The 25,294-nt window shown below is 74.7% G+C and carries 20 protein-coding genes; 11 read left to right on the forward strand and 9 right to left on the reverse strand.

Features of this window, described 5'->3' with window-relative positions; translation table 11 throughout:
• Window positions 1–127 precede the first annotated feature (127 nt).
• The 3 genes from pepN to ECOMGDLI_RS17370 all read left to right on the forward strand — a co-directional run bounded on the left by pepN (window position 128) and on the right by ECOMGDLI_RS17370 (window position 4,401).
• Window positions 128–2,677: an aminopeptidase N gene (gene pepN / locus ECOMGDLI_RS17360; protein ID WP_088318119.1), complete on the forward strand. Its 2,550-nt coding sequence runs from the start codon at window positions 128–130 to the stop codon at window positions 2,675–2,677.
• Between the two features lie 102 nt (window positions 2,678–2,779).
• Complete coding sequence (locus ECOMGDLI_RS17365) at window positions 2,780–3,151, forward strand: YciI family protein (protein ID WP_088318120.1); 372 nt, start codon at window positions 2,780–2,782, stop codon at window positions 3,149–3,151.
• A complete protein-coding gene (locus ECOMGDLI_RS17370; RefSeq protein WP_088318121.1) occupies window positions 3,148–4,401 on the forward strand; it encodes an RNA polymerase sigma factor in 1,254 nt (417 codons plus the stop codon). Before ECOMGDLI_RS17365 ends, ECOMGDLI_RS17370 begins: the two co-directional genes overlap by 4 nt.
• Before the next feature lie 37 nt (window positions 4,402–4,438).
• Here the strand turns inward: ECOMGDLI_RS17370 and ECOMGDLI_RS17375 are convergent, their stop codons facing one another.
• The 3 genes from ECOMGDLI_RS17375 to ECOMGDLI_RS17385 form a co-directional block, all read right to left on the reverse strand.
• Window positions 4,439–6,139 carry a PIG-L family deacetylase gene (locus ECOMGDLI_RS17375; RefSeq protein ID WP_158221043.1) on the reverse strand — a complete coding sequence of 567 codons (1,701 nt, stop codon included), beginning with the start codon at window positions 6,137–6,139 and terminating at the stop codon, window positions 4,439–4,441.
• A gap of 177 nt (window positions 6,140–6,316) precedes the next feature.
• Window positions 6,317–8,842 (reverse strand): 4-alpha-glucanotransferase, encoded by a 2,526-nt coding sequence (malQ, locus tag ECOMGDLI_RS17380; protein WP_233153502.1) that lies wholly within the window; start codon window positions 8,840–8,842, stop codon window positions 6,317–6,319.
• Window positions 8,843–9,015: 173 nt separating this feature from the next.
• On the reverse strand, window positions 9,016–9,591 hold the full coding sequence (locus tag ECOMGDLI_RS17385; protein ID WP_088318124.1) for a TetR/AcrR family transcriptional regulator: 576 nt from the start codon (window positions 9,589–9,591) through the stop codon (window positions 9,016–9,018).
• A gap of 102 nt (window positions 9,592–9,693) precedes the next feature.
• Here ECOMGDLI_RS17385 and ECOMGDLI_RS17390 point away from each other — a divergent pair, with 102 nt between their 5' ends.
• The 7 genes from ECOMGDLI_RS17390 (at window position 9,694) to ECOMGDLI_RS17420 (ending at window position 17,970) form a co-directional block, all read left to right on the forward strand.
• Window positions 9,694–10,086: a hypothetical protein gene (locus ECOMGDLI_RS17390; protein WP_143447763.1), complete on the forward strand. Its 393-nt coding sequence runs from the start codon at window positions 9,694–9,696 to the stop codon at window positions 10,084–10,086.
• 9 nt (window positions 10,087–10,095) lie between these two features.
• A complete protein-coding gene (locus ECOMGDLI_RS17395) occupies window positions 10,096–12,312 on the forward strand; it encodes a prolyl oligopeptidase family protein (protein ID WP_088318126.1) in 2,217 nt (738 codons plus the stop codon).
• Window positions 12,313–12,560: 248 nt separating this feature from the next.
• Window positions 12,561–13,232 (forward strand): response regulator transcription factor, encoded by a 672-nt coding sequence (locus tag ECOMGDLI_RS17400; RefSeq protein WP_088281783.1) that lies wholly within the window; start codon window positions 12,561–12,563, stop codon window positions 13,230–13,232.
• The gene (locus tag ECOMGDLI_RS17405) at window positions 13,233–14,402 is read left to right on the forward strand and encodes a HAMP domain-containing sensor histidine kinase (RefSeq protein ID WP_088318127.1); all 1,170 of its coding nucleotides are present in this window, start codon (window positions 13,233–13,235) and stop codon (window positions 14,400–14,402) included.
• Between the two features lie 320 nt (window positions 14,403–14,722).
• Window positions 14,723–15,766, forward strand: coding sequence for a mechanosensitive ion channel family protein (locus ECOMGDLI_RS17410; protein ID WP_233153503.1), 1,044 nt, complete (start codon window positions 14,723–14,725; stop codon window positions 15,764–15,766).
• Window positions 15,767–15,833: 67 nt separating this feature from the next.
• Window positions 15,834–17,459 carry an SDR family oxidoreductase gene (locus tag ECOMGDLI_RS17415; RefSeq protein ID WP_088318128.1) on the forward strand — a complete coding sequence of 542 codons (1,626 nt, stop codon included), beginning with the start codon at window positions 15,834–15,836 and terminating at the stop codon, window positions 17,457–17,459.
• A 61-nt stretch (window positions 17,460–17,520) separates the two neighbouring features.
• Window positions 17,521–17,970, forward strand: a complete 450-nt coding sequence (locus ECOMGDLI_RS17420) for a globin (RefSeq protein ID WP_088281773.1) — start codon at window positions 17,521–17,523, stop codon at window positions 17,968–17,970.
• Window positions 17,971–18,020: 50 nt separating this feature from the next.
• On the opposite strand, the gene ECOMGDLI_RS17425 is transcribed toward ECOMGDLI_RS17420, so the two are convergent.
• The 6 genes from ECOMGDLI_RS17425 to ECOMGDLI_RS17450 form a co-directional block, all read right to left on the reverse strand.
• Window positions 18,021–19,931 (reverse strand): potassium transporter TrkA, encoded by a 1,911-nt coding sequence (locus tag ECOMGDLI_RS17425; protein WP_088318129.1) that lies wholly within the window; start codon window positions 19,929–19,931, stop codon window positions 18,021–18,023.
• A gap of 116 nt (window positions 19,932–20,047) precedes the next feature.
• Window positions 20,048–20,710, reverse strand: a complete 663-nt coding sequence (locus ECOMGDLI_RS17430; protein ID WP_088318147.1) for a hypothetical protein — start codon at window positions 20,708–20,710, stop codon at window positions 20,048–20,050.
• Window positions 20,707–21,171, reverse strand: coding sequence for a thioesterase family protein (locus ECOMGDLI_RS17435; RefSeq protein ID WP_233153504.1), 465 nt, complete (start codon window positions 21,169–21,171; stop codon window positions 20,707–20,709). The genes ECOMGDLI_RS17430 and ECOMGDLI_RS17435 overlap by 4 nt, the downstream gene beginning before the upstream one ends.
• Before the next feature lie 258 nt (window positions 21,172–21,429).
• Window positions 21,430–22,422, reverse strand: a complete 993-nt coding sequence (locus ECOMGDLI_RS17440) for an NADPH:quinone oxidoreductase family protein (protein ID WP_088318149.1) — start codon at window positions 22,420–22,422, stop codon at window positions 21,430–21,432.
• 53 nt (window positions 22,423–22,475) lie between these two features.
• The gene (locus ECOMGDLI_RS17445; protein WP_088318150.1) at window positions 22,476–23,234 is read right to left on the reverse strand and encodes an SDR family oxidoreductase; all 759 of its coding nucleotides are present in this window, start codon (window positions 23,232–23,234) and stop codon (window positions 22,476–22,478) included.
• A gap of 99 nt (window positions 23,235–23,333) precedes the next feature.
• The gene (locus tag ECOMGDLI_RS17450) at window positions 23,334–24,482 is read right to left on the reverse strand and encodes an acyl-CoA dehydrogenase family protein (protein WP_088318130.1); all 1,149 of its coding nucleotides are present in this window, start codon (window positions 24,480–24,482) and stop codon (window positions 23,334–23,336) included.
• 187 nt (window positions 24,483–24,669) lie between these two features.
• Here ECOMGDLI_RS17450 and ECOMGDLI_RS17455 point away from each other — a divergent pair, with 187 nt between their 5' ends.
• Window positions 24,670–25,236 (forward strand): TetR/AcrR family transcriptional regulator, encoded by a 567-nt coding sequence (locus tag ECOMGDLI_RS17455; RefSeq protein WP_369812763.1) that lies wholly within the window; start codon window positions 24,670–24,672, stop codon window positions 25,234–25,236.
• Window positions 25,237–25,294 lie beyond the last annotated feature (58 nt).

The following is a 25,294-nucleotide window of genomic DNA, read 5'->3' on the forward strand; positions in this document are numbered from 1 at the left end:
CGCAGGCGCGGGTCGGTGAGCGCGCCGGGAGCGGTCGGTGCAACAATTTCGGCCGGGCGACCGGGTCCTGCGCAGGAAACCCTCCGGTCCCCCACCGTCCCCGACGCACCACCTCCGAGGAGAACCCGTGCCCGGCACCAACCTGACCCGCGACGAGGCCGCCGAGCGCGCGCGTCTGCTGGGCGTCGAGGCCTACGACGTCACCCTCGACCTCACGACGGGCGCGGACACGTACGCCTCGACGACGGTCGTCACGTTCACGTGCCGCGAGCCGGGGGCGTCGACGTTCGTCGACCTCATCGCCCCGACCGTGCGCGAGGTGGTGCTCAACGGCCGCGCGCTCGACGTCGCCGAGGTCGTCTCGACGGGGCGGATCGCCCTGTCCGACCTCGCGGCCCGCAACGAGCTGCGGGTCGTGGCGGACGCCGCCTACATGACGACCGGCGAAGGGCTGCACCGCTTCGTCGACCCGGTCGACAAGGAGGTGTACCTCTACACGCAGTTCGAGGTCTCCGACGCGCGCCGGGTCTTCACCTGCTTCGACCAGCCCGACCTCAAGGCGACGTACGCGTTCACCGTCACCGCGCCGTCCCACTGGCAGGTCGTCTCCAACTCCCCCACACCCGCGCCGCAGGACCTCGGCGACGGCCGGGCCACCTGGGCCTTCGCCGCGACGCCCCGGCTGTCGACCTACGTCACCGCGCTCGTCGCCGGCCCGTACCACGCCGAGCGCGGCGAGCTCACGAGCCGGGACGGGCGGACGATCCCGCTCGGGGTGCTCTGCCGGGCCTCGCTCGCCGAGCACCTCGACGCGGGCAACGTCATGGACGTCACCCGCGAGGGCTTCGCGTTCTTCGAGGAGCTCTTCGACCGGGCCTACCCGTTCGACAAGTACGACCAGCTCTTCGTGCCCGAGTTCAACGCCGGCGCCATGGAGAACGCCGGGGCCGTGACGATCACCGAGCAGTACGTCTTCCGCTCGAAGGTCCCCGAGGCGGCCGTCGAGCGGCGCGCGCTGACGATCCTCCACGAGCTGGCGCACATGTGGTTCGGCGACCTCGTGACGATGCGCTGGTGGGACGACCTGTGGCTCAACGAGTCGTTCGCCGAGTACGCGAGCACCCGCTGCCAGGCCGAGGCGACGCGCTGGACGACGGCGTGGACGACGTTCTCGAGCGCCGAGAAGTCCTGGGCCTACCGGCAGGACCAGCTCGCCTCGACGCACCCGATCGTCGCGGACATCCGCGACCTCGCGGACGTCGAGGTGAACTTCGACGGCATCACGTACGCGAAGGGCGCCTCGGTGCTCAAGCAGCTCGTGCACTGGGTCGGCACCGACGCGTTCGACGAGGGCCTGCGCCGGTACTTCCGGGCGCACGAGTGGGGCAACACGACGCTCGCCGACCTGCTCGCGGAGCTCGAGGCGACGAGCGGGCGCGACCTCGACGCCTGGGCGGCCGAGTGGCTGCAGACCGCCGGCGTCGCGACCCTGCGCCCGCACCTCGAGGTCGACGCGGACGGCGTCGTGACGACGGCGGTCATCGGCCAGGAGGCCCCCGCCGACCACCCGACGCTGCGCTCGCACCGGCTCGCGGTCGGCTGCTACGACGTCGTCGACGGCCGGCTGCGCCGCACGCAGCGGATCGAGCTGGACGTCGCGGGCGCCGCGACCGAGGTGCCGCAGCTCGTCGGCCACGCCCGCCCGGACCTGCTGCTCGTCAACGACGACGACCTCGCGTACTGCAAGATCCGGCTCGACGGGCGCTCGCTCGACACCGCGATCGGGCACCTGTCCGACTTCGAGGACTCGCTCCCCCGCACCCTGGTCTGGGGCGCCGCGTGGGACATGACGCGGGACGCCGAGACGGGCCCGCGCGACTTCGTCGACCTCGTCGTGCGCAACATCGCGTCGGTCGACGACGCGAGCGTCGCGCAGACCCTGCTGCGCCAGCTCGCGTCGACGCTCATGTTCTACGTCGCGCCCGAGAACCGTTCCGCCGCAACGGCTTCGGCGGCCGACGCGCTGCTGGCCCTGCTCGAGGGCGCGGCACCGGGCGGCGACGCGCAGCTGCTCTACGCCCGGGCCTTCGCGGCGCACGCGACGACGCCCGAGCAACTCGCCCGGCTGCGCGGGCTGCTCGACGGCGACGCCCCCGTCGCGGGGCTCTCGGTCGACACCGACATGCGCTGGACGCTGCTCACCGCGCTCGTCGCGGGCGGTGTCCTCGGCGAGGAGGACGTCGTCCGCGAGCTCGACCGCGACGACACCGCGAGCGGGCGGGTGCACGCGGCGGCGGCCAGGGCCGCCGTCCCGACCCCGGAGGCGAAGGCGCAGGCCTGGGAGCTCGTCGTCGGCACCGGCGAGCTGCCGAACGCCGTGCAGGCGGCGGTCATCGGCGGCTTCGGCCGGGTGAGCGACACGACGCTCCTCGAGCCGTACGTCGAGCGCTACTTCGCCGCTCTCGAGCCGGTCTGGGCCGAGCGGACGAGCGAGATGGCGACCCAGATCGTCGTCGGGCTCTACCCGACCGTGCTCGCGGGCCCGGCGCTCCTCGAGCGCACCGAGGCGTGGCTCGCGACGACGCAGGCCGAGCCGGCGCTGCGCCGGCTCGTCGTCGAGGCCCGGGACGGCGTGGCCCGGGCGGTCGCCGCGCACGAGCGGGACCGGGCCCGCTGACCCGTCCTCCGAGGGCGGGGCAGGCTGACGATCCGGGGCGGCCCCGATCGTCATCGGTACGGGGCCGCCGCACGGCGGCCCCGTGACCGTCGAGGAGGCACCATGCGCTACACCCTGCTGCTGCACTACCCCGAGCCCGGCGAGGGCGAGGTCCCGGCGGAGACGATCCGCGAGGTGCAGGAGGCGTTCGGCCGGTACGGGCGCGCACTCGAGGACGCCGGCGTCCTCGTCGCCGCCGAGGTGCTCGCCCCGGGCGCCGCGACGACGACGGTGACGCTGCGCTCGGGCGACCTCCAGGTGCAGGACGGGCCCTTCGCCGAGACGAAGGAGGCCCTCGCGGGCGTCTTCGTGCTGGACGTCCCGCACCTGGACGCCGCGCTCGGCTGGGCCGAGAAGTGCCCGGCCGCCCAGTTCGGCGTCATCGAGGTCCGCCCGGTCGCCACGTCGTTCGTCGACGGCGCCTGGACGGCGTGACCGACCCGGACGACGCGTCCCGGGCCGTCGCCGAGGCGGCGGCCCGGGACGGGTACGGCCGCCTGCTGGCCCTGCTCGCCGCGCAGTCGGGCGACCTCGTGAGCGCCGAGGACGCCCTGGCGGACGCCTTCGAGCGCGCGTTGCGGACGTGGCCGGACGACGGGACGCCGGGCAACCCGGCCGGCTGGCTGCTCACCGTCGCCCGCAACCGGTTGCGCGACCGGTGGCGCTCGGCGGAGGTCCGGCGGACCGAGCCGCTCGACCCGGTGGCGCACGCACCGGTGCACCTGGACGCGCTCGACGCCGTCGACCCGGACGCCGTGCCCGACAAGCGGCTCGAGCTCATGCTCGTCTGCGCGCACCCGGCGATCGCCGCCCCGGCGCGCACCCCGCTCATGCTCAGCACCGTGCTCGGCTTCACCGCCGAGCAGATCGCCCGGGCCTGGTCGGTCCCGACGGCGACGATGGCGACCCGGCTCGTCCGGGCCAAGCGGCGGGTCGCCCAGGCCGGGATCCCGTTCGTGTTCCCCGGCCGCGAGGACCTGCGGACCCGGACGGCGGCGGTCCTCGAGGCGGTCTACGGCGCCTACGCCGTCGAGTGGTCGACGACCGGCCCGGAGCCGCGCGGGGCGCCGTCCGAGGCCCTGCAGCTCGCCGAGGTGCTCGCCGACCTGCTGCCGGACGACCCGGAGGTCCGCGGCCTGGCCGCCCTCGTCGCGCTGTCGTCCGCGCGGGCGGCGGCCCGGCTCGACCCCGACGGGCGCTTCGTGCCGCTCGACGAGCAGGACCCGGCCCGCTGGGACCGCGACCTCGTGGAGCGCGGCCGGGCCCACCTGCGCGCCGCGCACGGGCACCGGGTGCTCGGCCGGTTCCAGCTGGAGGCGGCGGTCCAGGCCGTGCACTGCGCCCGGACGGGGCCGGGACCGGCGGACCCGCACACGCTGCGGGACCTGCACGAGGCGCTGCACGCGGTCGCGCCCTCGCTCGGCAGCGCGACGGCGCTCGCCGTCGTCACCGCCGGCGTCGAGGGCCCCGCCCGGGGCCTGGCGCTCCTCGACGCGCTGCTCGAGCCCCACGGCGCGGCCGCCCGGCGGTTCCAGCCCGCATGGGCGGCCCGCGCGCACCTGCTCGCCGGCCTGGGCCGGGACCGCGAGGCGGTGACCGCCTACGACGAGGCGATCGCGCTCACGCACGACGCGCCCCAGCGCGCCCATCTCGTGCGCCGGCGGGACGAGGGACGCCTCTCCTGACCATGTCGACGCGGGCCCGTCGTCCGGCCGCGGCCGGTCAACCGGTCTGCACCTGGATCTCCGCGAGCCCGATGTTGCGCGTCGTCGGGCTCACCGCGGTGACGGTCAGGCGCAGGCTCGTGATGGTCCTGGGCGCGAAGGTCACCACCTTCTGGACGCCCTCGTTCGGCAGGGCGGGGACCGTGACCGCGCTGCCCGAGCTGAACGTCAGCTGGCCGGCCGTCACCTGGTCGTTCGCGTTCGGCCGGTCGTAGAGCACCACCCGGTCGACCCGCACCGGCACCGGCCACGTGAGGTCGAGCGTCGTCCCGGCCCGGCCGCCGACCGTCGCCCACTCGCGGGTCGTCGCCGCCGGGTTGCCCAGCGGGTAGCCGTCGACGGCCTTGACGGCGGTCTGCCCGGTCGAGGTGTTCTGCGACGACGCGGTGACGACCGCTCGCGGCGCGACGTTCGTCGTGAACGCCTGGAGCTCGGCGAGCCCGACGTTGCGGGTCGTCGGGCTGACGGCGTCCACCCGCAGCCGGACCCGGGTCACCCGCCGGGGGCTGAACGTCACGACGGTGGCGCTGCCTTCGTTGCGCAGCGCGCCGACCGCGACGGTGCTGCCGTCGCCGAACAGCAACGTCCCCCGGGTGACCTGGTCCGAGGAGTTCGGGCGGTCGTAGAGGACGACGCTCTCGAGGGTGTGCGGGCCGGGCCAGGTGACCTCGAGCCAGCTGCCGGCCCGGCCGCCGACCGTGGCCCACTCGTTGAGGGTGGCGACCGGGTTGCCGCCGATGACGCCGTCCACGGCCTTGGCCGCGGTCTGGCCCGTCGTCGTGTTCTGCGAGGAGGCTTTCGCCGTCCCGACCCGGGCCGCGTTCTGCAGGCCGCCCAGCTCGCTGCCGACGGTGTACTGCCGGGAGAAGCGCGGGCCGCTGCTGCTCGCCAGGCAGGCCGCGGCGTCCTGGCAGACGAAACGGTCGTGCGGCGCGTAGGCGAGGAAGGTCGCGAGCTTGGCGTCGGCCTGGGCGGCGGTGAGGTTCGCCGCCAGGGCCGCGACGCCGTACCCCCGGTAGCCGGTGAACCGGTGCCGCTCGGTGACGAGGTCGTGAGCGGCGCGGGCGAAGAACGCCGAGCCGTGGTGGTCGCTGTGGTCGCCGTCGCCGAACTTGCCGACGTGGTCGTGCGCCCGCACGAGCACCGGCCGGAACGTCGTCATGAGGGACGCGAGCGCCGCGACGACACCGGCCCGGCTGTAGCGGGCGCTCCCGTCGATCGCGTCGATCGAGGTGATGCTGTTCTGCCAGAGCCGCTGCAGGCTCTGGCTGCCGGTCGCACCGAATCCCGCACCGCTGCCGCCGTCGGGCAGCCTCAGGAAGACCAGACCGACCGTCGGCCGGCCGACGAGCACGTCGTGGACGACGGTCTGCCCGTCGGCGAGCCGGAGCCCCTCGCGCGTCCAGTCGTCCTCGACGCCGGCCATGTGGGCCGCCGCGGCCCGGGCGCCGGCCTCCCGGCCCTCCCAGTACACCGGGTTCAGACCGTTGTCGCCCGCCGTGACGAACACCGTGAGCGTGCAGCGACCGGCCGCGACACCCGTCTGGATGTCCGGGTTCATGAAGAGGATGTCGTCGTCCTCGTGGGCGGCGATGTTCATGACGAGGTCGTCGCGGCACGTCAGGGCCGCCTGCGCGGGCCCGGTCGTGACCGGCCCCGGTACGAGCACCGCCGTCGCCGCTGCTCCCAGCAGCGCCACGCGGCGCCGGAAGGCTCGTGAAGCCGACATCTCCACCCCCGTGGACGACGGTGCGCCTTGCTACCACGCGGCGCGCACGTCGGCAACGGCCCCGAGCGGCGTGCGCCACCGTGTGGAGCGTCCATCACGCCCGCCGGGAACGGTGGGGACGAAGGCCGCCGGGCGCCGGGCGGCTGCTCAGCCCCGCTCGTGCACCGACCGGGCGAGGGACGCCGCCCGCACGCTCGTCATGACGTCCTCGAGGAGCACCGGCTGCCCGACGCCGTCCGCGAGCGGCAGGCGCCAGTTCGGGTACTCGCGGCTCGTTCCCGGCTGGTTCATCGCCCGGCGGTCGCCGACGGCGTCCGCGAGCGCGACGCCGAGCAGCCGGGCCGGCGTCCACGTGATGAAGCGGTGCAGCGCCTCGACCCGCTCGCGCTCGGTCGACCGCTCCCCGAGCAGCCCGAGCTCCGTGAGCTGGCGCAGGACGGCGAGCCGGTCCGCCTCGTCGACCGCGATCTCCTCCTCGATCGACCGGGTGAGCAGCCCGAGCCGCTGGCGCAGCTCGATGTGCTCGCCCGCGAGGTAGCCGGCGGTCGGCGGCAGGTCGTGCGTCGTGACGGTCGCCAGGCACAGCTCGCGCCAGGCCTGCGGTGCGAGCGGGCGGCCGGAGTGGTCCTTCTCGAACCACAGGATCGAGGTGCCGAGGATGCCCCGCTCGCGCAGGTAGTCGCGGGCCCACGGCTCGACGGTGCCGAGGTCCTCGCCGACGACGACGGCACCGGCCCGGTGCGCCTCGAGCGCGAGGATGCCGACGAGCGCCTCGTGGTCGTAACGCACGTAGGTGCCCTCGTCGGGGCCGGCGCCGCGGGGCACCCACCACAGCCGGAAGAGGCCGATGATGTGGTCGACCCGCAGGCCCCCGGCGTGCCGCAGGATCGTCCGGAGCATGTCGCGGTACGGCGCGTACCCGAGGTCGGCGAGCCGGTCCGGCCGCCACGGCGGCTGGCTCCAGTCCTGGCCCTGCTGGTTGAAGGCGTCCGGCGGGGCGCCGACCGTCACGTCGGTCGCGAGGACGTCGCTCAGCGCCCAGGTGTCCGCACCGTCCGGGTGCACGCCGACCGCGAGGTCGTGCATGATCCCCAGCGGCATCCCGGCGTCCTTCGCGGTGCGCTGCGCCGCGGCGAGCTGCTCGTCGAGGCACCACTGCAGCCACATGTAGAACTCGACCCGGTCGGCGAGCTCCTCACGGATCTGCGCGACCGACTGCGAGCGCGGGTCGCGCGCGTGCGACGGCCAGCCGGCCGCGGGCAGCCCGTACCGCTCGGCGAGGGCGCACCACGTCGCGTAGTCGACGAGGCCCTGGCCCTCACGGACGCAGAACGCCTCGAACTGGCGCTGCCGGGCCGCCGAGCGCGGCTGGGCGAAGACCGTCTCGAGCGCGTTCTTCTTCGCCTCCCAGACCCGGTCCCGGTCGAGCTCGCCCGGGGCGTCGTTGAGCGCCCACAGCTCCTCGGCCTGCCACTCGACGATCGCGCGGTCCGTCGAGGGCATGTACGCGACCTCGCGGACGTCCTCGACGCGCAGGTAGATCGGGTTGACGAAGCGCCGGGTCGTCGGCAGGTACGGCGACGGCTCCATGGGCGCGATCGGCTCGGCCGCGTGCATCGGGTTCACCAGCACGAACCCGGCGCCGTGCTCGCGGGCGCTCCAGTCGGCGATCTCCGCGAGGTCGGCGAGGTCGCCCGTCCCCCAGGACTGCTTGGAGCGCACCGAGTACAGCTGCGTCATGAAGCCCCAGGCGCGCCGCTGCGCGACCTGCTCGGGCAGCTCGAGCCGGGCCGGGGTGACGACGAGCGGGCAGGCGGACAGGCCGCCGGAGTGCCGGGCGTACAGCGTGTGCCAGCCGAGCGGCAGGTCCGGCGGCACGAGGAAGCTCGCCTGGCCGACGAGCCGGCCGGTGACGACGCGCGGCTCGACCCAGCGGTCCTCCTGGCCGAGCGGGCGGCTCTCGCCGTCCTCGGTCTCGACCCAGACCTCGACGGGCTGGCCGTGGTCGACGTGGACCGGCACCCGCGGCGTCTGGCCGGCCCGGGTGACGACGACGTTCGGCAGGGTGCGGCGCCACGAGCGGTCCCGGGCCTCGCCGAGGGCGAAGGTGATCTCGTCCTCGGTGCGCGCGACGACACCGAGGGCGTCGAGGACGGCGAGGATGGTCCGGCGCGGGACGACGGTGTGCCGCCCCTGCCAGTCCCAGAACTCGGTGGCGACGCCGTAGACGTGCGCGAGCTCGACGAGGTGCTGCGAGAGCTCCTCGGGCGCGGCCTCGACGACAGCCTCGGGCTCCGCGACGGGCTCGGCCTCGTCCTCGGTGCCGGCCGCGGCGTCGACCTCCGCGGCCGCCTCGTCCTCGGTGCCGACCGCGGCGTCGTCGTCCTCCGCGGCGGCCTCGTCCGCCGCGACCGCCTCGTCGGCCACGGGCACCTCGTCGGCCACGGGCGCCTCGTCAACCACGGGCGCCTCGTCGTCCCCCGTCTCGGTCCCCGCCTCGGGGTGCGCGCCGTTCACCGCGGGACCACCGTGCTCGGGGCCGTGCTCCGGGTCGTGCTCCGGGTCGTGCTCCGGCAGCGGGCCCGGCTCGACGTTCGGCCGGAACAGGTCGACCGCCGCAGGGCCGGCGGGCGGCACCTGCGGATCGGGACTCGTGCGGGGCTTGTCGGTCACGTCTCGGCTTTCGGTCGGCTGTGCTGGCGGTGCTCGGCGCGGGCGAACCCGGCGCGCGCCGTCCGGAATCCCCCTCCGGCGCCGTCAGGCCCGCCGTGAATCCTGCCAGACCGCGCGACCCGGTCCGTGTGCGGACCAGGATCCGGCACGGCGACCGGGCCCGGCGCCGGTCCTCAGGCCAGCAGGTGCGCCCGGGCGGCGGCGAGGGCCACCTTCGCCCAGCGGTCGCAGTCCTCGGGCGCCGGGTCCCGGTCCAGCACGAGAAGGTCCAGGTACACCGGCGCCACGAGGGTCGCGAGGAAGACGTCGGGCCGGGTGCCGGCGGGCACCTGCCCGGCCTCGACCGCCGACGCCAGTCGCCGGGCCAGGACCTGCGCCCGGGCTGCGAGGAAACGCCGGCGGGCCTGCACCACGGCGGGCAGCCGGCCGGCGTCCGACCGGAGCATCGCCACGAGCGGCCGACCGGTCGGGCCGGTCAGCCAGGCGACCAGGGCGCGCAGGCCCACGGCGAGGTCGCCGTCGACGTCCCCGGTGTCGGGGATCGCGAAGTCACCGGCCGCCTGCTCGAGGACGGCATCGGTGAGGAGCGACTCCCGGTCCGGCCAGCGCCGGTACACGGTCGTCTTGTGGACCCCCGCGCGGACGGCGACGTGCTCCACCGACAGGTCCGCGTAGCCCCGCTCGGCGAGCTCCGCGAGCGCCGCGGCGAGCACCGCCTGCCGGACCACCTCGCCACGGCGGGCCGTCACGACGGCACCGCCCCAGATCGCAACAAGCTGTTGCGATGACTGCTCGACACTGGCATGCTCGGAGCATAACGCAACGCGGAGTTGCGATAGGGAGGGGCGGTCATGACGCCCGGACGACAGCGGTCGTGGACCGTCGCGCTCGCGGTGGAGCTCGTCGCCGTCGCCGCCCTGGCCGGCTTCGGGCCGGCGTTCCCGACGGCGGCCGACCCCTCCATCGCGTGGGGCTTCCTCGCGACGCACGCCTACGCGGCGGCCCACGCGGCCCTCGGAGCGCTCGTCCTCGTGCACGCGACGGCCCTTGCGGTCACCGCACGCGCGCGACCACTCCCCCTGGTCGCCCTCGCGGGGACGCTCACCTCGGTCGCCGCAGGGGCGGCCTACGTGTCCGCGCGGCAGCCCGCAGCGGCGCTGACCGCCATGACCGCGGGCTGGCTCACGGCACTGGTCGCCGCGACGGCCGCGATCGTCCGGGGGCGACGTCCCCGGACGCCCTAGGCTCCGTGCATGGCCGACGCCCCCACCCAGCACGCCCCCGCGCAGTACCCCGCCGCCGAACGGCTGGACCTCGTCGAGGACCTCCACGGCCACCAGGTCGCCGACCCGTACCGCTGGCTCGAGGACACCGCCGACCCGCGGACCGTCGACTGGTCGTCGGCGCAGGACGACCTGTTCGCCGGCGCCGCCGCGACATGGCCGGGCCGGGACGCCGTCGCCCGCCGCCTGCGCGAGCTGCTCGGCGCGGGCGTCGTCGGGGTGCCGATCTGGCGCGGCGAGCGCTGCTTCTTCGTGCGGCGCGAGGGCAGCCAGGAGCACGGCGTCCTCGTGACCTCGGTGCCCGCCGACCCGTCGGCCGGGCCGGACGCCCCGCGCGCCGAGCGCGTCCTCGTCGACCCGATGTCGCTGGACCCGACGGGCCTGACGACGCTCGATGCCTGGCAGCCGGACCTCGAAGGGCGGTTGCTCGCCTACCAGGTCTCCGAGGGCGGCACCGAGGAGAGCACGCTGCGGGTCATGGACGTCGCGACCGGCGACGTCGTCGACGGGCCGATCGACCGGGCCCGGTACTCCCCCGTCGCATGGCTGCCCGGCGGCAGCGCCTACTACTACGTGCGCCGGCTCGACCCGGCGACCCTGCCCGCGGACGAGCACCAGTACCACCGCCGGGTCTGGCTGCACCGGGTCGGCACCGACCCCGCGACCGACGTCGAGATCTTCGGCGAGGGCCAGGACCTGCGCAGCTACTACGGCGTCTCGGTCTCGCGCAGCGGTCGCTGGCTCACGGTGTCCGCGGCGACCGGGACGGCGCCCCGCAACGACGTCTGGATCGCACCGCTCACCGCGGACGCGACCGACCCGGACCGGCCCGCGGGCGGTCCGGCGCCCGAGGTGGACCGGGAGCGCACCGAGCGACCGTCGCTCTCCCCGGTCGCCGTCGGCCTCGACGCCCGGGTCGGGCTGTGGGTCGGCCGGGACGGCCGGCTCTACGTCGCGACCGACCTCGACGCGCCGCGCGGCCGGCTCGCGGTGACGTCCCCGCTCACCCCGACCCCGGACACCTGGGTCGACCTCCTTCCCCAGGACGACGAGGCGGTCCTGGAGGACTTCGGCGTCCTCGACGGCCCGGAGCTCGACGCCCCGATGCTCGTCGCCGCGTGGACCCGGCACGCCGTGAGCGAGGTGACCGTCCACGACCTCGTGACCGGTGCCCGGCTCGAGGGCGACCGCGGCCGCGTCCCGCTGCCCGGCCTCGGCTCCGTCGGCGGCATCGTCACCCGCCCCGAGGGGGGCCACGAGGCGTGGTTCTCCTACACCGACCACACGACGGTGCCGCACGTGCACCGGCTCGACGGCCGGGACGGCTCGGTCGCGGTCTGGTCCCGTCCGCCGGGCACGGTCGAGGTGCCGGACGTCGTCACCCGCCAGGTCGCGTACACGTCCGCCGACGGCACGACGGTGCGGATGTTCGTCATGACCCGCGCCGACGCCGTCGGGCCGGACGGCGCCCCGACCGGCCCGCGGCCGACGATCCTCTACGGCTACGGCGGCTTCGGGGTCCCGCTGACCCCGGGCTACTCGGCCTCGATCCTCGCGTGGGTGGAGGCGGGCGGCGTCTACGCGGTCGCGAACCTGCGAGGCGGGGCCGAGGAGGGCGAGCAGTGGCACCGCGACGGCATGCTCGGCGCCAAGCAGAACGTCTTCGACGACTTCCACGCGGCGGGCGAGCGGCTGCTCGCCGACGGCTGGACGACGCGTGAGCGGCTCGCGGTGAGCGGTGGCTCGAACGGCGGCCTGCTCGTCGGCGCGGCGTGCGTCCAGCGGCCCGACCTGTTCCGGGCCGTCGTCTGCTCCGCGCCGCTGCTCGACATGGTCCGGTACGAGCTCTTCGGGCTCGGCGCGACGTGGAACGTCGAGTACGGGACCGCGGCCGACGCCGAGCAGCTCGGCTGGCTGCTCGGCTACTCGCCCTACCACCACGTGCGCCCGGGCACGGCCTACCCCGCGGTGCTCTTCACGGTCTTCGACGGCGACACCCGCGTCGACCCGCTGCACGCCCGCAAGATGTGCGCCGCGCTCCAGCACGCGACGACGTCCGGGCTGCCGGTGCTCCTGCGCCGGGAGAAGGACGTCGGCCACGGCGCCCGCGCCGTCTCGCGCAGCGTCGACCTGTCCGCCGACACCATGGCCTTCACCGCGGCGATGACCGGCCTGCCGCTCGGCTGACGCGGAGCCCCCGGCAGGATGTGAAGCATTCGCTTGTCATTCTGTTCGGGGGCGAACGTCGCCGCTCCGCTCACGTACGGTCACCCAAAGAGACGAAAACCCCCCTGAAATCGCTTACATGACGACTCGGATGACGTCAGTGTCATGCGATCAGCGGATACCCAACGCGTTACGTGACGAAGACGCTTTCCCTGGGGCCGCGACATGTTTCAGGGGCAGGTCGTGAGCCCCACCGAAGGGGCGCACCAATGACCAAGATTCTCGTCATCGACGACGAACCGGGGATCCTCCGGTTCATCCGCAGGGCACTGGAGTCCGAGGGCTACTCCGTGCTCACCGCGGCGGACGGCGCAGAGGGGCTGCGACTGGCCGCCGAGCACAGCCCGGCACTCGTCATCCTCGACCTCGTCATGCCCGGGCTCTCCGGCACGGCGGTCCTCGCGGCGCTGCTCGCGGACCGCCGGGACACCAAGGTGCTCGTGCTCTCCGCGGTCGGCGACGTCCAGGCGCGGGTCCGCTGCCTCGACGCCGGCGCGGTCGACTTCCTCCCCAAGCCGTTCGCCGTCGCCGAGCTGCTGGCCCGGGTCCGGTCCCGGCTGCGCGAGATCGCCGCGGCCCACGCCCGGCCCGACGACGAGCTGCAGTTCGCCGGCATCCGGCTCGACCTGCGCACGCGCCGGCTCGTCACCGGCGACCGTCACGTGGAGCTCTCGCAGCGCGAGTTCGCGCTCATGCAGCACCTCATGCGCAACGCCGGCGCGGTCTGCACCCGCGCGGAGCTGCTCTCCGAGGTCTGGGGCTACGCCTTCGACCCGGGCAGCAACGTCGTCGACGTCACCGTGGCCCGGCTGCGCTCCAAGCTGCAGGACCTGCGCATCGAGACGGTCCGCAACGTCGGCTACGCGCTCCAGCAGGCCTGAGTGCCGCCGGGGGCGACCGGCGACGCCGCACCCGCGGACGACCCGCGGCGGCGGCTCGACGCCGTCGACGTCGTGTGGGTCGTCTTCGTCCTCGTCATGCTCGCGCAGATGTGGAACGACCTGCACAACCTCACCTGGCCGTACCACCTCATCTGGGTCTCGCTCGGGCTGCTCTACGGCTTCCGGATGTGGCCGCCGCGGGTGTTCGCCCCGCTCATCGGACTGCTCGCCGTCCTCACGGCGGCGAACTTCCTCGTCGCCTACGTCCGCGGGTACACCACCCTCGACGAGCTCACCGAGATCCCGCTCATGCCGCTGCTCGTCGGCATCGGGGCGATGCACGCCTGGCGGCGCAGCCAGATGCAGCACCGGGTCGAGCAGCTCGCCGCGCTGGAGTCCTCCCGGCTCGACCGGCAGCGCGAGTTCCTCCGGGACAGCTCGCACGCCATCCGCACGCCCGTCACCATCGCCCGCGGCCACGTCGACCTGCTGCGGATGACGACGACCGACGCCGAGGCCCAGGAGGACCTCGACGTCGTCCTCCACCAGCTCGACCGGCTGAGCCACCTCGCGGGGCGGCTGCTGTCGATCGAGCAGCTCCAGACGACGCGGATGCTCGACCGGGTGCCCATCGAGGTGGGCGGCTTCCTCGAGGCGGTCGGCCGGCGCTGGTCGGTCTCGGCCGCCCGGACCTGGGTCGTCGACGCCCCGCCGGTCGGCGTGGTCCGGGCCGACGAGCACCGGCTCGAAGAGGCCGTCGACGCGCTCGTGGAGAACGCCCTGCGGTTCACGACCGTGGACGGCACGGTCCGGCTGAGCTGCCGCCGGGACGGCGACACCGTCGTCGTCGAGGTGGCCGACGACGGCCCCGGCATCCCCGAGGCCGACCGGGAAGCCGTCTTCGACCGGTTCTTCCACCGGCACCCGCAGGGCGAGGAGCCGGGCACCGGGCTGGGCCTCGCGCTCGTCGCCGCCGTCGCCGCGGCGCACGGCGGGACGGCGACCGCCGGGGCCGCTCCGGAGGGTGGCGCGCTGCTGTCTCTGCGCATCCCGCTGGCCGTCGCGACGCCCGCCGGCACCGCACCGTCCGCACCGCAGCAGACCGTGGCGGAGCCGCCCGTCGCAGGCGCCGGCGTCACGCAGGGCGCGGGGGTACGCGGCGCACCGTGACGGCGCGCCGATCCCTTGCCACGGCCCGGTCGCCGGGTCTCGCGCAACGCCCGTCCGTGGTGCACTCTGAAGAGGTCACGACCGCGCCGAGAGGCGGAACGGCCCCGCTCCGCGGACGAGCCGCACGGCCGTGACGATCCGGCTGAGCCGGCGCTGCGCCCCCAGCGCCGGCGGAACCCCGCCGGACCGTGACGGCCTCGACGCCGTCAGGCGTCCCGGGCGGACTCGCCCCCTCCGCCCGGGACGCCGCCGAGGTCCGCGGCGCGCCGGTTCTCGGTAGCCTCGACGGGTCCGGTCCCGCTCCCGAGAGGTCCTCCCGCGTGCTTGCGGCCGCTACGCCGTCCCCCTCCCCGTCGCCGAGCCCGAGCTTCACCAGCCCCCTCACCGAGGCGGCCCAGCAGTGCGACCAGGGCTCGCTCATCTGCTCCTCGTTCCAGGACTGGTTCGGCAGCGTGAAGGCCGGCCTGTGGGCGCAGACGCTGCTCGGCACCCCGCTACGGATCCTCACGATCGTCGTCCTCGGGCTCGTCCTGCGGTACGTCCTGCACCGGCTCATCGGGCGGATCGCCGAGCGGATCGTCACGGGCAGCGCCGGGCTCGGGCGGCTCGACGGGAGGCTGTCGACGGCGTCCGCGATCCTCTCCGGCGGGCCGACGGCGTCCGCCCGCCGCGAGCAGCGTGCCCGCACCACCGCGTCGGTCCTCAAGAGCCTGACGACGGGCGTCGTCATGACCGTCGTCCTGCTCATGGTGCTCCAGACCCTGGGCATCCCGATCGGCCCGATCCTCGCGAGCGCCGGCATCCTCGGGGTGGCCGTGGGCTTCGGCTCGCAGGCGCTCGTCAAGGACTTCCTCTCCGGGATCTTCATGATCGTCGAGGACCAGTACGGCGTCGGCGACGTCGTCGACCTCGGGGAGGCGTCGGGCGTCGTCGAGGCCGTGGGGCTGCGGGTGACGCGGCTGCGGGACGTCGACGGTGCCGTCTGGTACGTCCGCAACGGCGAGGTGCTGAGGGTCGGCAACCGGTCGCAGGGCTGGGCCCGGGCCGTCCTCGACGTCGGCATCGCCTACGGCGAGGACGTCGACCGCGCGTCCGAGGTGCTCCTCGACGTGGCCCACGGGCTCCAGCGGGACCCGGAGTTCGCCGCGCTCGTGCTGGAGGACCCGGAGGTCACCGGCGTCGAGTCGGTGTCGGCCGAGGGGGTCGTCGTCCGGCTGCTCGTCAAGACCGCCCCCATGGAGCAGTGGGGCGTCGCCCGCGAGCTCCGGCGGCGGATCAAGCTGCGCTTCGACACCGAGGGCATCCGGGCGGCCTACGGGCCGGGCGCGGTCGTCGTCCACGAGGCGGCCGAGCCCAAGGAGTGAGCGCAGGCCAGCACGGGAACGATCACTCCGGGATGCGCCCCGACCACACCCCGTCGACACTCGACGCATGGCCCTGACGGACGACGACCACCCCGCCGACACCGACGACGAGGCACAGGTCTCGACCGAAGGGCTCTCCCCCGGGCGCGGCCGGATCGCCCTCGTCACCGGGGCGACCGGGTACATCGGCGGCCGGCTGGTCCCCGAGCTGCTCGCCGCCGGCTGGCGGGTCCGGGCGCTCGCGCGCCGCCCGGAGGCACTGGCGGACCGGCCCTGGTCGGACGACATCGAGGTGGTGCGCGGCGACGCGGGCGACCTCGAAGGGCTCCGCCGGGCGATGGACGGCGTCCACGTCGCCTACTACCTCGTGCACGCGCTCGGCACCGGCAGCCGCTTCGAGTCCACCGACCGGCGGACGGCGATCGTCTTCGGCCAGGCGGCCCGCGAGGCCGGGATCCGCCGGATCGTCTACCTCGGCGGCCTCTACCCCGAGGGCGAGGTGCTCTCCCGGCACCTCGACTCGCGCAAGGAGGTCGGCGAGATCCTCCTCGCGAGCGGCGTCCCGACGACGGTCCTGCGGGCCGCGGTGATCCTCGGCTCGGGGTCGGCGTCCTTCGAGATGCTCCGCTACCTCACCGAGCGGCTGCCCGTCATGATCACGCCGCGCTGGGTCTTCAACCGGATCCAGCCGATCGCCATCCGGGACGTGCTGCGCTACCTCGTCGGCAGCGCGACGATGCCCGACGACGTGCACCGCGCGTTCGACATCGGCGGCCCGGACGTCCTCACCTACAAGGACATGATGGTCCGCTACGCGGCCGTCGCGGGGCTGCCGAAGCGGATCATCGTGCCGGTCAACGTGCTGACGCCCAACCTGTCGAGCCACTGGGTCGGCGTCGTGACCCCGGTGCCGAACAGCATCGCGCGACCGCTCGTCGAGTCGCTCGTCCACGAGGTCGTCTGCAAGGAGCACGACATCGAGCAGCACGTCCCCGACCCGGCCGAGGGGCTCGTCGGGTTCGACCGCGCGGTCGGGCTCGCCCTGACCCGGATCGGCGAGGCGGACGTCGCGACCCGGTGGGCCTCGGCGTCCACCGTCGGCGCCCCGAGCGACCCGATGCCGAGCGACCCGGACTGGGCCGGCGGCAGCCTCTTCGTCGACGAGCGCAAGAGCGTCGTCGCAGCCTCGAAGGCCTCGCTGTGGGCGGTCGTCGAGGGCATCGGCGGTGAGAACGGCTGGTACTCCTGGGCTCTCGCGTGGCAGGTCCGCGGCGTCCTCGACCGGGTGTGGGGCGGCCCGGGCCTGCGTCGCGGCCGGCGCAGCCCGTTCGACCTGCGGGTCGGCGACGCCGTCGACTGGTGGCGCGTCGAGGACGTCCAGGACACCCGGCTGCTGCGGCTGCGCGCCGAGATGCGGCTGCCCGGCCTGGCCTGGCTCGACCTCGCCGTCGAGGAGGACGACGAGGGCCGCACGGTCTTCAAGCAGACCGCGTACTTCCACCCGCGGGGGCTGCTCGGCCAGCTCTACTGGTGGTCGGTGACCCCGTTCCACGGCGTCGTCTTCGGCGGGATGCAGCGCAACATCGCGCGGGCCGCCGAGGAGTTCGAGCGGACCGGCTCGCCGCCGCGGTGGCAGCCGTCCAACCCGGTGCGCAAGGTCGCCGACGCGATCTCGGGGCCGGACGGGCGCTGACCGGGCGGCCCGCCGTCCCCCGGGGTCCCGGGGCCCGGGCGGCGGCTGAGAGACTGGGCCCGTGGAGCAGCAGAGCACGGGCACGCCCGAACCCGCCGGCGAGCAGGTCGTCCCCGGCACGGGCCGCGAGGGGCGCGCCGAGACGTTCTACGAGGCCGTCGGCGGCCACGACACCTTCGTGCGCCTCGTCGCGAAGTTCTACGAGGGCGTCGCCGCCGACCCGGTGCTGCGGGCGATGTACCCCGAGGAGGACCTCGGCCCGGCCGAGGACCGGCTGCGCGGGTTCCTCGAGCAGTACTGGGGCGGGCCGGGCACGTACAGCGAGGAGCGCGGGCACCCGCGGCTGCGGATGCGGCACGCGCCGTACGTGGTCGACACCGACGCCCGCGACCGCTGGCTCCTCCACATGCGCGCCGCCGTCACCGACCTGCGGCTCGCGCCGATGTACGAATCGGTCCTCTGGGACTACCTCGAGCGCGCCGCCTGGAGCATGGTCAACGCCCCCGGCTGACCGCCGTCCGCCCCGGTCCCGGCCGTCCCCGCCGTCCCCGCCGTCCGGCCTCAGGCCTCCGCGAGGACGACGACCTTGTCGTCCGCGGTGAACGTGAGCCGGGTGCCCTTGGCGGGGTTGACGATCGCCGCGAGCCCGTCCTCCTGGCCGTTGCGGCCGACGCTGCGGTAGCCGATGGCGATCTCGCCGCGGCGCAGGGCCGCCTCGCACACGGTGCCGAAGGTGACCTCCCCCGGCGTCACGTAGTCCGTCACGGGGCGGACGTAGAGCTCGTGGCCCTGCTTGCTCATGAGCTCGTCGAGGACCGCCGCGAGGTGCGGGTTCTCGGCGATCTGGGACATGACGAGCGACACGAGCCGGTTGCTCACGATGAAGTCGTCACGCTCGCCGGTGCTCGCGAGGTCGCGGTTGCGGGCGTCGAGGATCTCGCTGATGACCGGAACCGGGGCGTCCCGGGTGATGTCGCGCAGGTGGAGCAGCGCGACGATCGTCCGGGCGTCGGCCATGTCCTGCGAGCGGCCGTCGGTCTCGGACAGCACGATGACGTGGTCGAAACCGCCGACGTCGAGGCCGTCGAGGACGCTGCGGTCGGTGACGTCCCCGGGGCGCAGGTCGAGCGTCGCGTGCACGAGCTGGGGCGCGAGGCCGGCGAGGGCGACGTCCGGGCGACCCTCGCCGACGACGACGATGGCGCTGCCGGGCGCCATGAACCCGTCGAGCTCGCGGAGGATGAGGTCCAGGCGGGGGCTGGCGCCGAGCACGAGGGTGCGCTCGGCCTCGGGCGCACGCGGCGGCCCGACGACGGCGATCGCGGTCTCGTCGACGTGCGGCGTGCCGTCGAGGACGACCGTGTCGTCGTCCTCGCTGATGGCGACGACCTGGTCGCCGGCGGCGAAGGGACGGTCCAGGTCCGGCGGGAGCAGCAGGGTGCCGTCCGCGGTGACGACGCCGAGCAGCGTCGACGAGCCGTAGCGGTGGACGGCGTCCCGGAACGGCACCCCGGCCAGGCGCGGCTCGGGCGTCACGTAGATCTCCGAGCCGGCGAAGTCGAGGAGCTCGCCGTAGACGTCGGACAGCCCCGACTGCCGACCGGTCTGGACGAGCAGCCGGCTCACGAGCGGACCGGTGAGGACGAGCGCGGCGGCGTCCCCGACGACCATCCGCGCGACCGGCGCGGTCCGCTCGTCGACGATCTCGGTGACGAGGTGCAGGGCGTGGTCGGCCGTCACCTTGCGCAGCGCGAGGAGCGTCTTGAGGACGACGGCGTCGGCCTCGCTCGGCGTCGTCGCCGTGCCGTCGGGGTGCCGCTCCGGGGCGAGGACGACGACGGCCTTGCAGCGGTCGAGCGCGACGAGCGCGAGGTCGTCGACGGACTGCGCCTCGCCGCGGCGGGTGACGACGCGCAGCGAGGTGCCCTCCGCGGTCGCGGCGAGGAAGGCCGCGATCTCGGAGTCCATCTCGACCTTGTCCCGGTCGGCGAGGACGACGACGCACGCGCCCCGCACGTTGCGGTTCGCCTCGGCGAGCTCGGAGAGCAGCGGGAAGATCTTCGTGCTCCAGCCGAGGATCACGGTGTGACCGTGCTCGACGACCCGGCTGCGGCCGCGGCGCAGGTCCTCGAGGCGTTCGCCGAAGCCCTGGTTGAGGACGCCGATGAGGGCCGACACGACGAAGATGCCGCCGATGGTCACGGCGAGCATGAGGAGCAGGTAGACCCACTCCGTGACGCCGTCGCCGCCGATCATGCCGGGGTCGAGCGCGTGCATGAGCGTCAGCCACATGACCTGGAGGGCGTTGTCGTCCGCGCCCGCGTCGTCCTGGGGGCGGGCGAGCACGAACGTGGCGGCGGCTCCGACGACGACGAGCGCGGCCGTGACGACGGCCAGCAGCAGCACCTGGGCGGCGACGCCCCGGGCCATGACGTTGTCGAACTTGTACCTCAGGCGGTCCTTCCACGACATGATCCGCAATTCTAACTATCCGTAGTCACTACACAACCAGCCGTTATGACTACTGTGCGTGCCGCCGGAGCGGATTCACCGGATCGGCCCAGTGGTCGCGGGCGTGCCCGTCCGGGTCAGAGCAGCGCCGGACGCCGCGCGAGCACGTGACCGCGGGACGTCGTGAGCCGCCACCACGGGCCGCTCGAGTACAGCGCGGCCGGCTCGCCCTCGGTGACGAACCCGAGGGCGTCGGCGGCGTAGGCGACACCGGCCGGCACGTCCGGGCCACCGCCGGCGCCGAAGAGCGGCCGGCCCCAGACCCCGGCCCGCAGCCGGGCGACGGCGGCGGCGCCGGCGACGTCCGGCATCCCGAGCGCGACCTCGGCGATCCCGCCGGCGGCCACCTGCCGCAGGGTCGCGGACTCGACGAGGCCGACCGCCGTCCAGCCCGTGCGCGGCGGGGTGACGCCGGCCCAGGGGGCGGCGACGGGCGCCGGCGGGACGGCGAGCGGGACCGGGCCCTCGGGCGCGGCGCCGTCGGCCGGGCGCGCGAAGCGGTCGGTGAGCGCCGCGAGCGGCACGGTGACGTCGAGGTCGGTCGGGGCCGCGAGCGCGAGCGTCCGCAGGCCGAGGACCGTCGGGCCGCCGCCGCCGTGGATCGGCGAGACGTAGACGGCCAGCACGTCCCCGTGCCCGACGAGCCGGGCCGCGCCGTCCGGGTCGACCCGCTTGGCCCGGGCGACGAACGTCGCGAGGTCGCCGAGCACCTCGGCGTCCGCCAGCAGCAGGGCGGTCACCGGCTGCGCGCCTTGCGCGAGCGCCACACGAACGGCTCGTCGACCCAGGCCTCGAGCGTCGTCCGCTCCTCGGGGGTCATCCGCCGCGGCCGGTGGTTCTCCAGGTCGTAGAGGACGAGCGTCGACTCGGCCCGGGCGTAGATCACGGGCTTGCCGCCCTCCTCGGTGGGGTCGTCGCGGACCTCGTACTGGAGGTCGAAGCTGGCCCCTGCGAAGGCGGTGACCCACAGGTCGATGGCGACCGGCGCGGTCCGGTAGACGAGCGGCTCGACGTACTCGATCTCCGACCGGGCGACGAGCAGGCCCGTACTGACGACGGAGCCCCCCTCGTCGCTGCCGGCGGCGGCGAACGCGACGACGCGCGCGTCCTCGACGAGGCGCAGGAACTGGACGTTGTTCACGTGGCCGTATGCGTCCATGTCGGACCAGCGCAGCGGCGTGAGCACCCGGTGGCGAGGCACGGCCCCATGATGGACCACCGCGCACCCCCCGGCCGAGCACCGCCCCGGGCTTCGTGACGTGGGTCACGCGGGATCGGGTCGCCCGTCCGGCTCAAGCCCGCGGCGGCGGCGTCCGACCAGCAGATCACCGTTCCGAAGGGACCGACGGCAGGCGGAGCACCGCCGGTCCGCGCGGACGGGGCGCTCCGCGGCACGAGACCGGGCGCCGGCGCACCGCACGCGGTGTGCGCCGGCGCCCGTCTCTCGTCGGGCCGGGGGCTACGCGGTGGGCGGCGCGACGACGATCCGGCCGGTGCTCTCCCCCGCCGCGAGCCGGCCGAGCGCCGCGGACGCCCGGTCGAAGTCGATGTGCTCGCTGACGAGCGGCCGGACGGCGCCCGCGTCGACGAGGTTCGTCAGCTCCTCGTGGCAGCGCCGGACGAGCTCGGGGTTCTTCGACCGGTACAGCCCCCAGTGCAGGCCGACGACCGAGTAGTTCTTGACGAGCAGGTGGTTCGTCGCGGCGGGGAGGATCTCGCCGCTCGCGAAGCCGATGACGACGATCCGGCCCTCGAACGCGACGACCTTCGTCGAGGCGGTGAAGGCCGCCCCGCCGACCGGGTCGAAGACGACGTCGACGCCGTTGCCGCCGGTGACCTGCTTGACCGCCTCGACGACGTCGGTCGTCGTCCGGTCGATGACGACGTCGGCGCCGAGGCCGCGCGCGGCCATCGCCTTGAGTGGCCCGCCGACGACGGCGATGACCCGGGCCCCGGCCGCCTTGCCGAGCTGGACGGCGGCGCTGCCGACACCGCCCGCGGCGGCATGCACGAGCAGGGTCTCGGTGACGCGCAGGTTCGCCCGCCGGTACAGCGCGAACCAGGCCGTCTGGTAGGCGATGTGGAGCGCGGACGCCGTCACGTCGTCCAGGCCGGTCGGCGCCTCGTGGATGTCGGACGCGGGGGCGATCGCGTAGCGGGCGAGCGCGCCCTGCGGCAGCACCGTCGTGCCGACGACCCGCTCCCCGACGAGGTGCCGGCCGACGCCCTGGCCGACGGCGACGACCTGGCCGCACATCTCGATGCCGGGCGTGAACGGCAGCGGCGGCCGCTCCTGGTAGTGGCCCCGGGCCAGCAGCACGTCCGGGAAGTTCAGCGCCGTCGACCAGACCTCGACGAGCACCTGCCCCGGCCCGGGCGTCGGCACCGGCACCTCGACGATCCGCATGACGTCGACCGGCTCGCCGTGCGCGCCGACCTGCCACGCCTGCATCGTCGGCGGGGGCGTGGACGGCGGCGGCGTGGGCGGCGGCGAGGCGGGCGTGCTCATGCGACGGACCCGGCGAGGAGCAGGCCGCCGTCGATCGTCAGGGTCTGCCCGGTGACCCACGCCGCGTCGTCGCTCGCGAGGAAGGCGACGGGGCCGGCGATGTCCTCGGGGACCCCGAGCCGCATGAGCGGGTAGGCCCTGGCGACCTCCTCCTCGCGGCCCTCGTAGAGCAGCGTCGCGAACTTCGTCTTGACGACGGCCGGCGCGACCGCGTTGACCCGGATCCGCGGGGCGAGCTCGACCCCGAGCTCGGCGGTGAGATGGATGAGCGCGGCCTTGCTCGCGCCGTACACGCCGATCGGCGGCGAGGGCTTGAGCCCCGCGACCGAGGCGATGTTGACGACGGCGGCGCCGGGCCGGGAGCCGAGCCCCGCCTGGCAGGCGCGCTCGACCCAGCCCGCGGCCGCCGTGAAGTTCACCGCGAACGTCTTGGCGATCGCCGCCGGGTCGGTGCTCGCGACCGGGCCGGCCACCGGGTTGATCCCGGTGTTGTTCACGAGGACGTCGAGCCCGCCGAAGAGCTCGACCGCGGTCCGGACGACCTCCTCCTGGTGCGCGACGTCGTCCGCCTTGCCCGCGACGGAGGCGGCGTGCGCCGGGCCGCCGAGCAGCTCCACCGCCTCCGCGAGCGGCCCCGCGTTGCGGGCGGTGACGACCACCTTCGCGCCCTCGGAGACGAGCCGCTGCGCGATCGCCAGCCCGATGCCGCGGCTCGCGCCGGTCACGACGGCCACCCTGCCGTCGAAGCGTCCCATCGTCACGGTGCCCTCCTCGTCGCGGTCCCGCCCTCGGGCCCGTCGTGGTGCATCTTCACAGGTCTCCGACGTCACAGGTACCCGCGGCGGCGCCCGGGTTCACAGCCCCAGGTCTCGGCCGATGAGCTCCTTCATGATCTCGTTCGAGCCGGCCCAGATCTTCGTCACCCGGGCGTCGCGCCAGGCCCGGCCGACCCGGTACTCGTTCATGAACCCGTAGCCGCCGTGCAGCTGGACGCACGCGTCGAGCACGTCGTTCTGCACCTTCGCCGTCCACCACTTCGCCTTCGCCGCGTCGACGGCGGAGAGCCGGCGGTCGCAGTGCGCGAGCACGCACTGGTCGACGAACGCCTGCGCGACCTCGACCTGGGTCACGAGGTCGGCGATGAGGAACTTGTTGTGCTGGAAGCTGCCGATCGACTGCCCGAAGGCCTTGCGCGCCTTGGTGTACTCGATCGTCTCGTCGAGGATCTGCCGGACGTGCGCGAGGTTGCCGACGGCGGCGCCGATCCGCTCCTGCGGCAGCCGCTCCATCATGTGGACGAACCCGCGGTCGAGCTCGCCGACGAGGTTCGCGGCGGGCACCCGGACGTCGTCGAAGAACAGCTCCGCCGTGTCGGACTCGTCCTGGCCGACCTTGTCGAGCTTGCGGCCGCGGGTGAAGCCCGCCATACCGGTCTCGACCGCGATGAGCGAGATGCCCTTGGCGCCCTTGGCCGGATCGGTGCGGGCCGCGACGAGCACGAGGTCGGCGCCGTACCCGTTCGTGATGAACGTCTTGGAGCCGTTGACGACGAAGGTGTCGCCGTCCCGGACCGCGGTCGTCCGCAGCGCGGCGAGGTCGGAGCCGCCGCTCGGCTCGGTCATGCCGATCGCCGTGACGATCTCGCCGCTGCAGAACCCGGGCAGCCAGCGCGCCTTCTGCTCGTCGGTCGTCAGCTCGGTGAGGTACGGCGCGACGACGTCCGCGTGGATCCCGAGGCACGACGACATCGCGGCCGAGACCTTGCTCAGCTCCTCGCCGAGGACGACGGTGAACCGGTAGTCGTCCGCGACCCCGCCGCCGCCGTGCTCCTCGGGCACCTGGAGGCCGAGGAAGCCCTGCTTGCCCGCCTCGATCCAGACGTCGCGCGGGATCGCCTTCGCCTCGACGAACTCGTCGTACCGCGGCCGGACGTGCCGGTCGAGGAACTCGGCGACGGACGCCCGCAGCGCCTCGTGCTCCTCGGTGAAGATCGTGCGTTCCAACGGGCTCCCCCACTGTCGGCCGACGGCCCGGTCCGCGGCCGGGCCTTGACTAAGCGCTTGCTTACCTCCGATGCTCGGACCAGCGTCGCCGGACCGGGGCGCCGACGTCAACCACCGGGAGGTCGTGGTGCCGCACACGTCGCCCGACGCCCTCTGGGCGGCGGTCGAGCCGGAGGCGTCACGGCGGATGCTCGTCGGGGCGGTCGACGCGTTCGCCGAGCGCGGCTACCACGCGACGACGACGCGGGACATCGCCGCCCGGGCCGGGCTGTCGCCCGCGGCGCTCTACGTGCACTACCCGAGCAAGGCGGCGCTGCTCGCCCAGATCAGCAGCACCGGCCACGAGGCCGCCCTCGCGCTCGTCGAGGCCGCGGTGGCCCGCGGCACCGATCCGGTCGAGCGGCTGCGGCTCGTCGTCGCCGACTTCGTCGCGTGGCACGCGACCCACCACCGGATCGCGCGCGTCGTCCAGTACGAGCTCGGGGCGCTGCCGGACGACGCCCGCGCGCACTCGGTCGCGCTGCGGCGCAGGATCGAGGGGGCCGTCGAGGCGACTGTCGCGGACGGCGTCCGGGCCGAGGTCATGACGGCGCCCGACCCGCGGCGGGTGGCCCGGGCGGTCCTGTCGCTCGGCATCGACGTCGCCCGCTGGTACGACCCGGCCGGCCGGGACTCCCCCGCCGCCCTGGGCGCCCTGTACGCCGACCTCGCCGCCCGGATGGTGGGCGCCGCACCGGAGGGAGGGACACAATGACGCCCGTGCCCGAGGAGACGAACCAGAGCGCCCCACCGGCGGACGAGACCGAGACCCG

Origin of the sequence: Kineosporia sp. R_H_3, assembly GCF_002198675.1 — a bacterium.
GTDB lineage: Bacteria > Actinomycetota > Actinomycetes > Actinomycetales > Kineosporiaceae > R-H-3.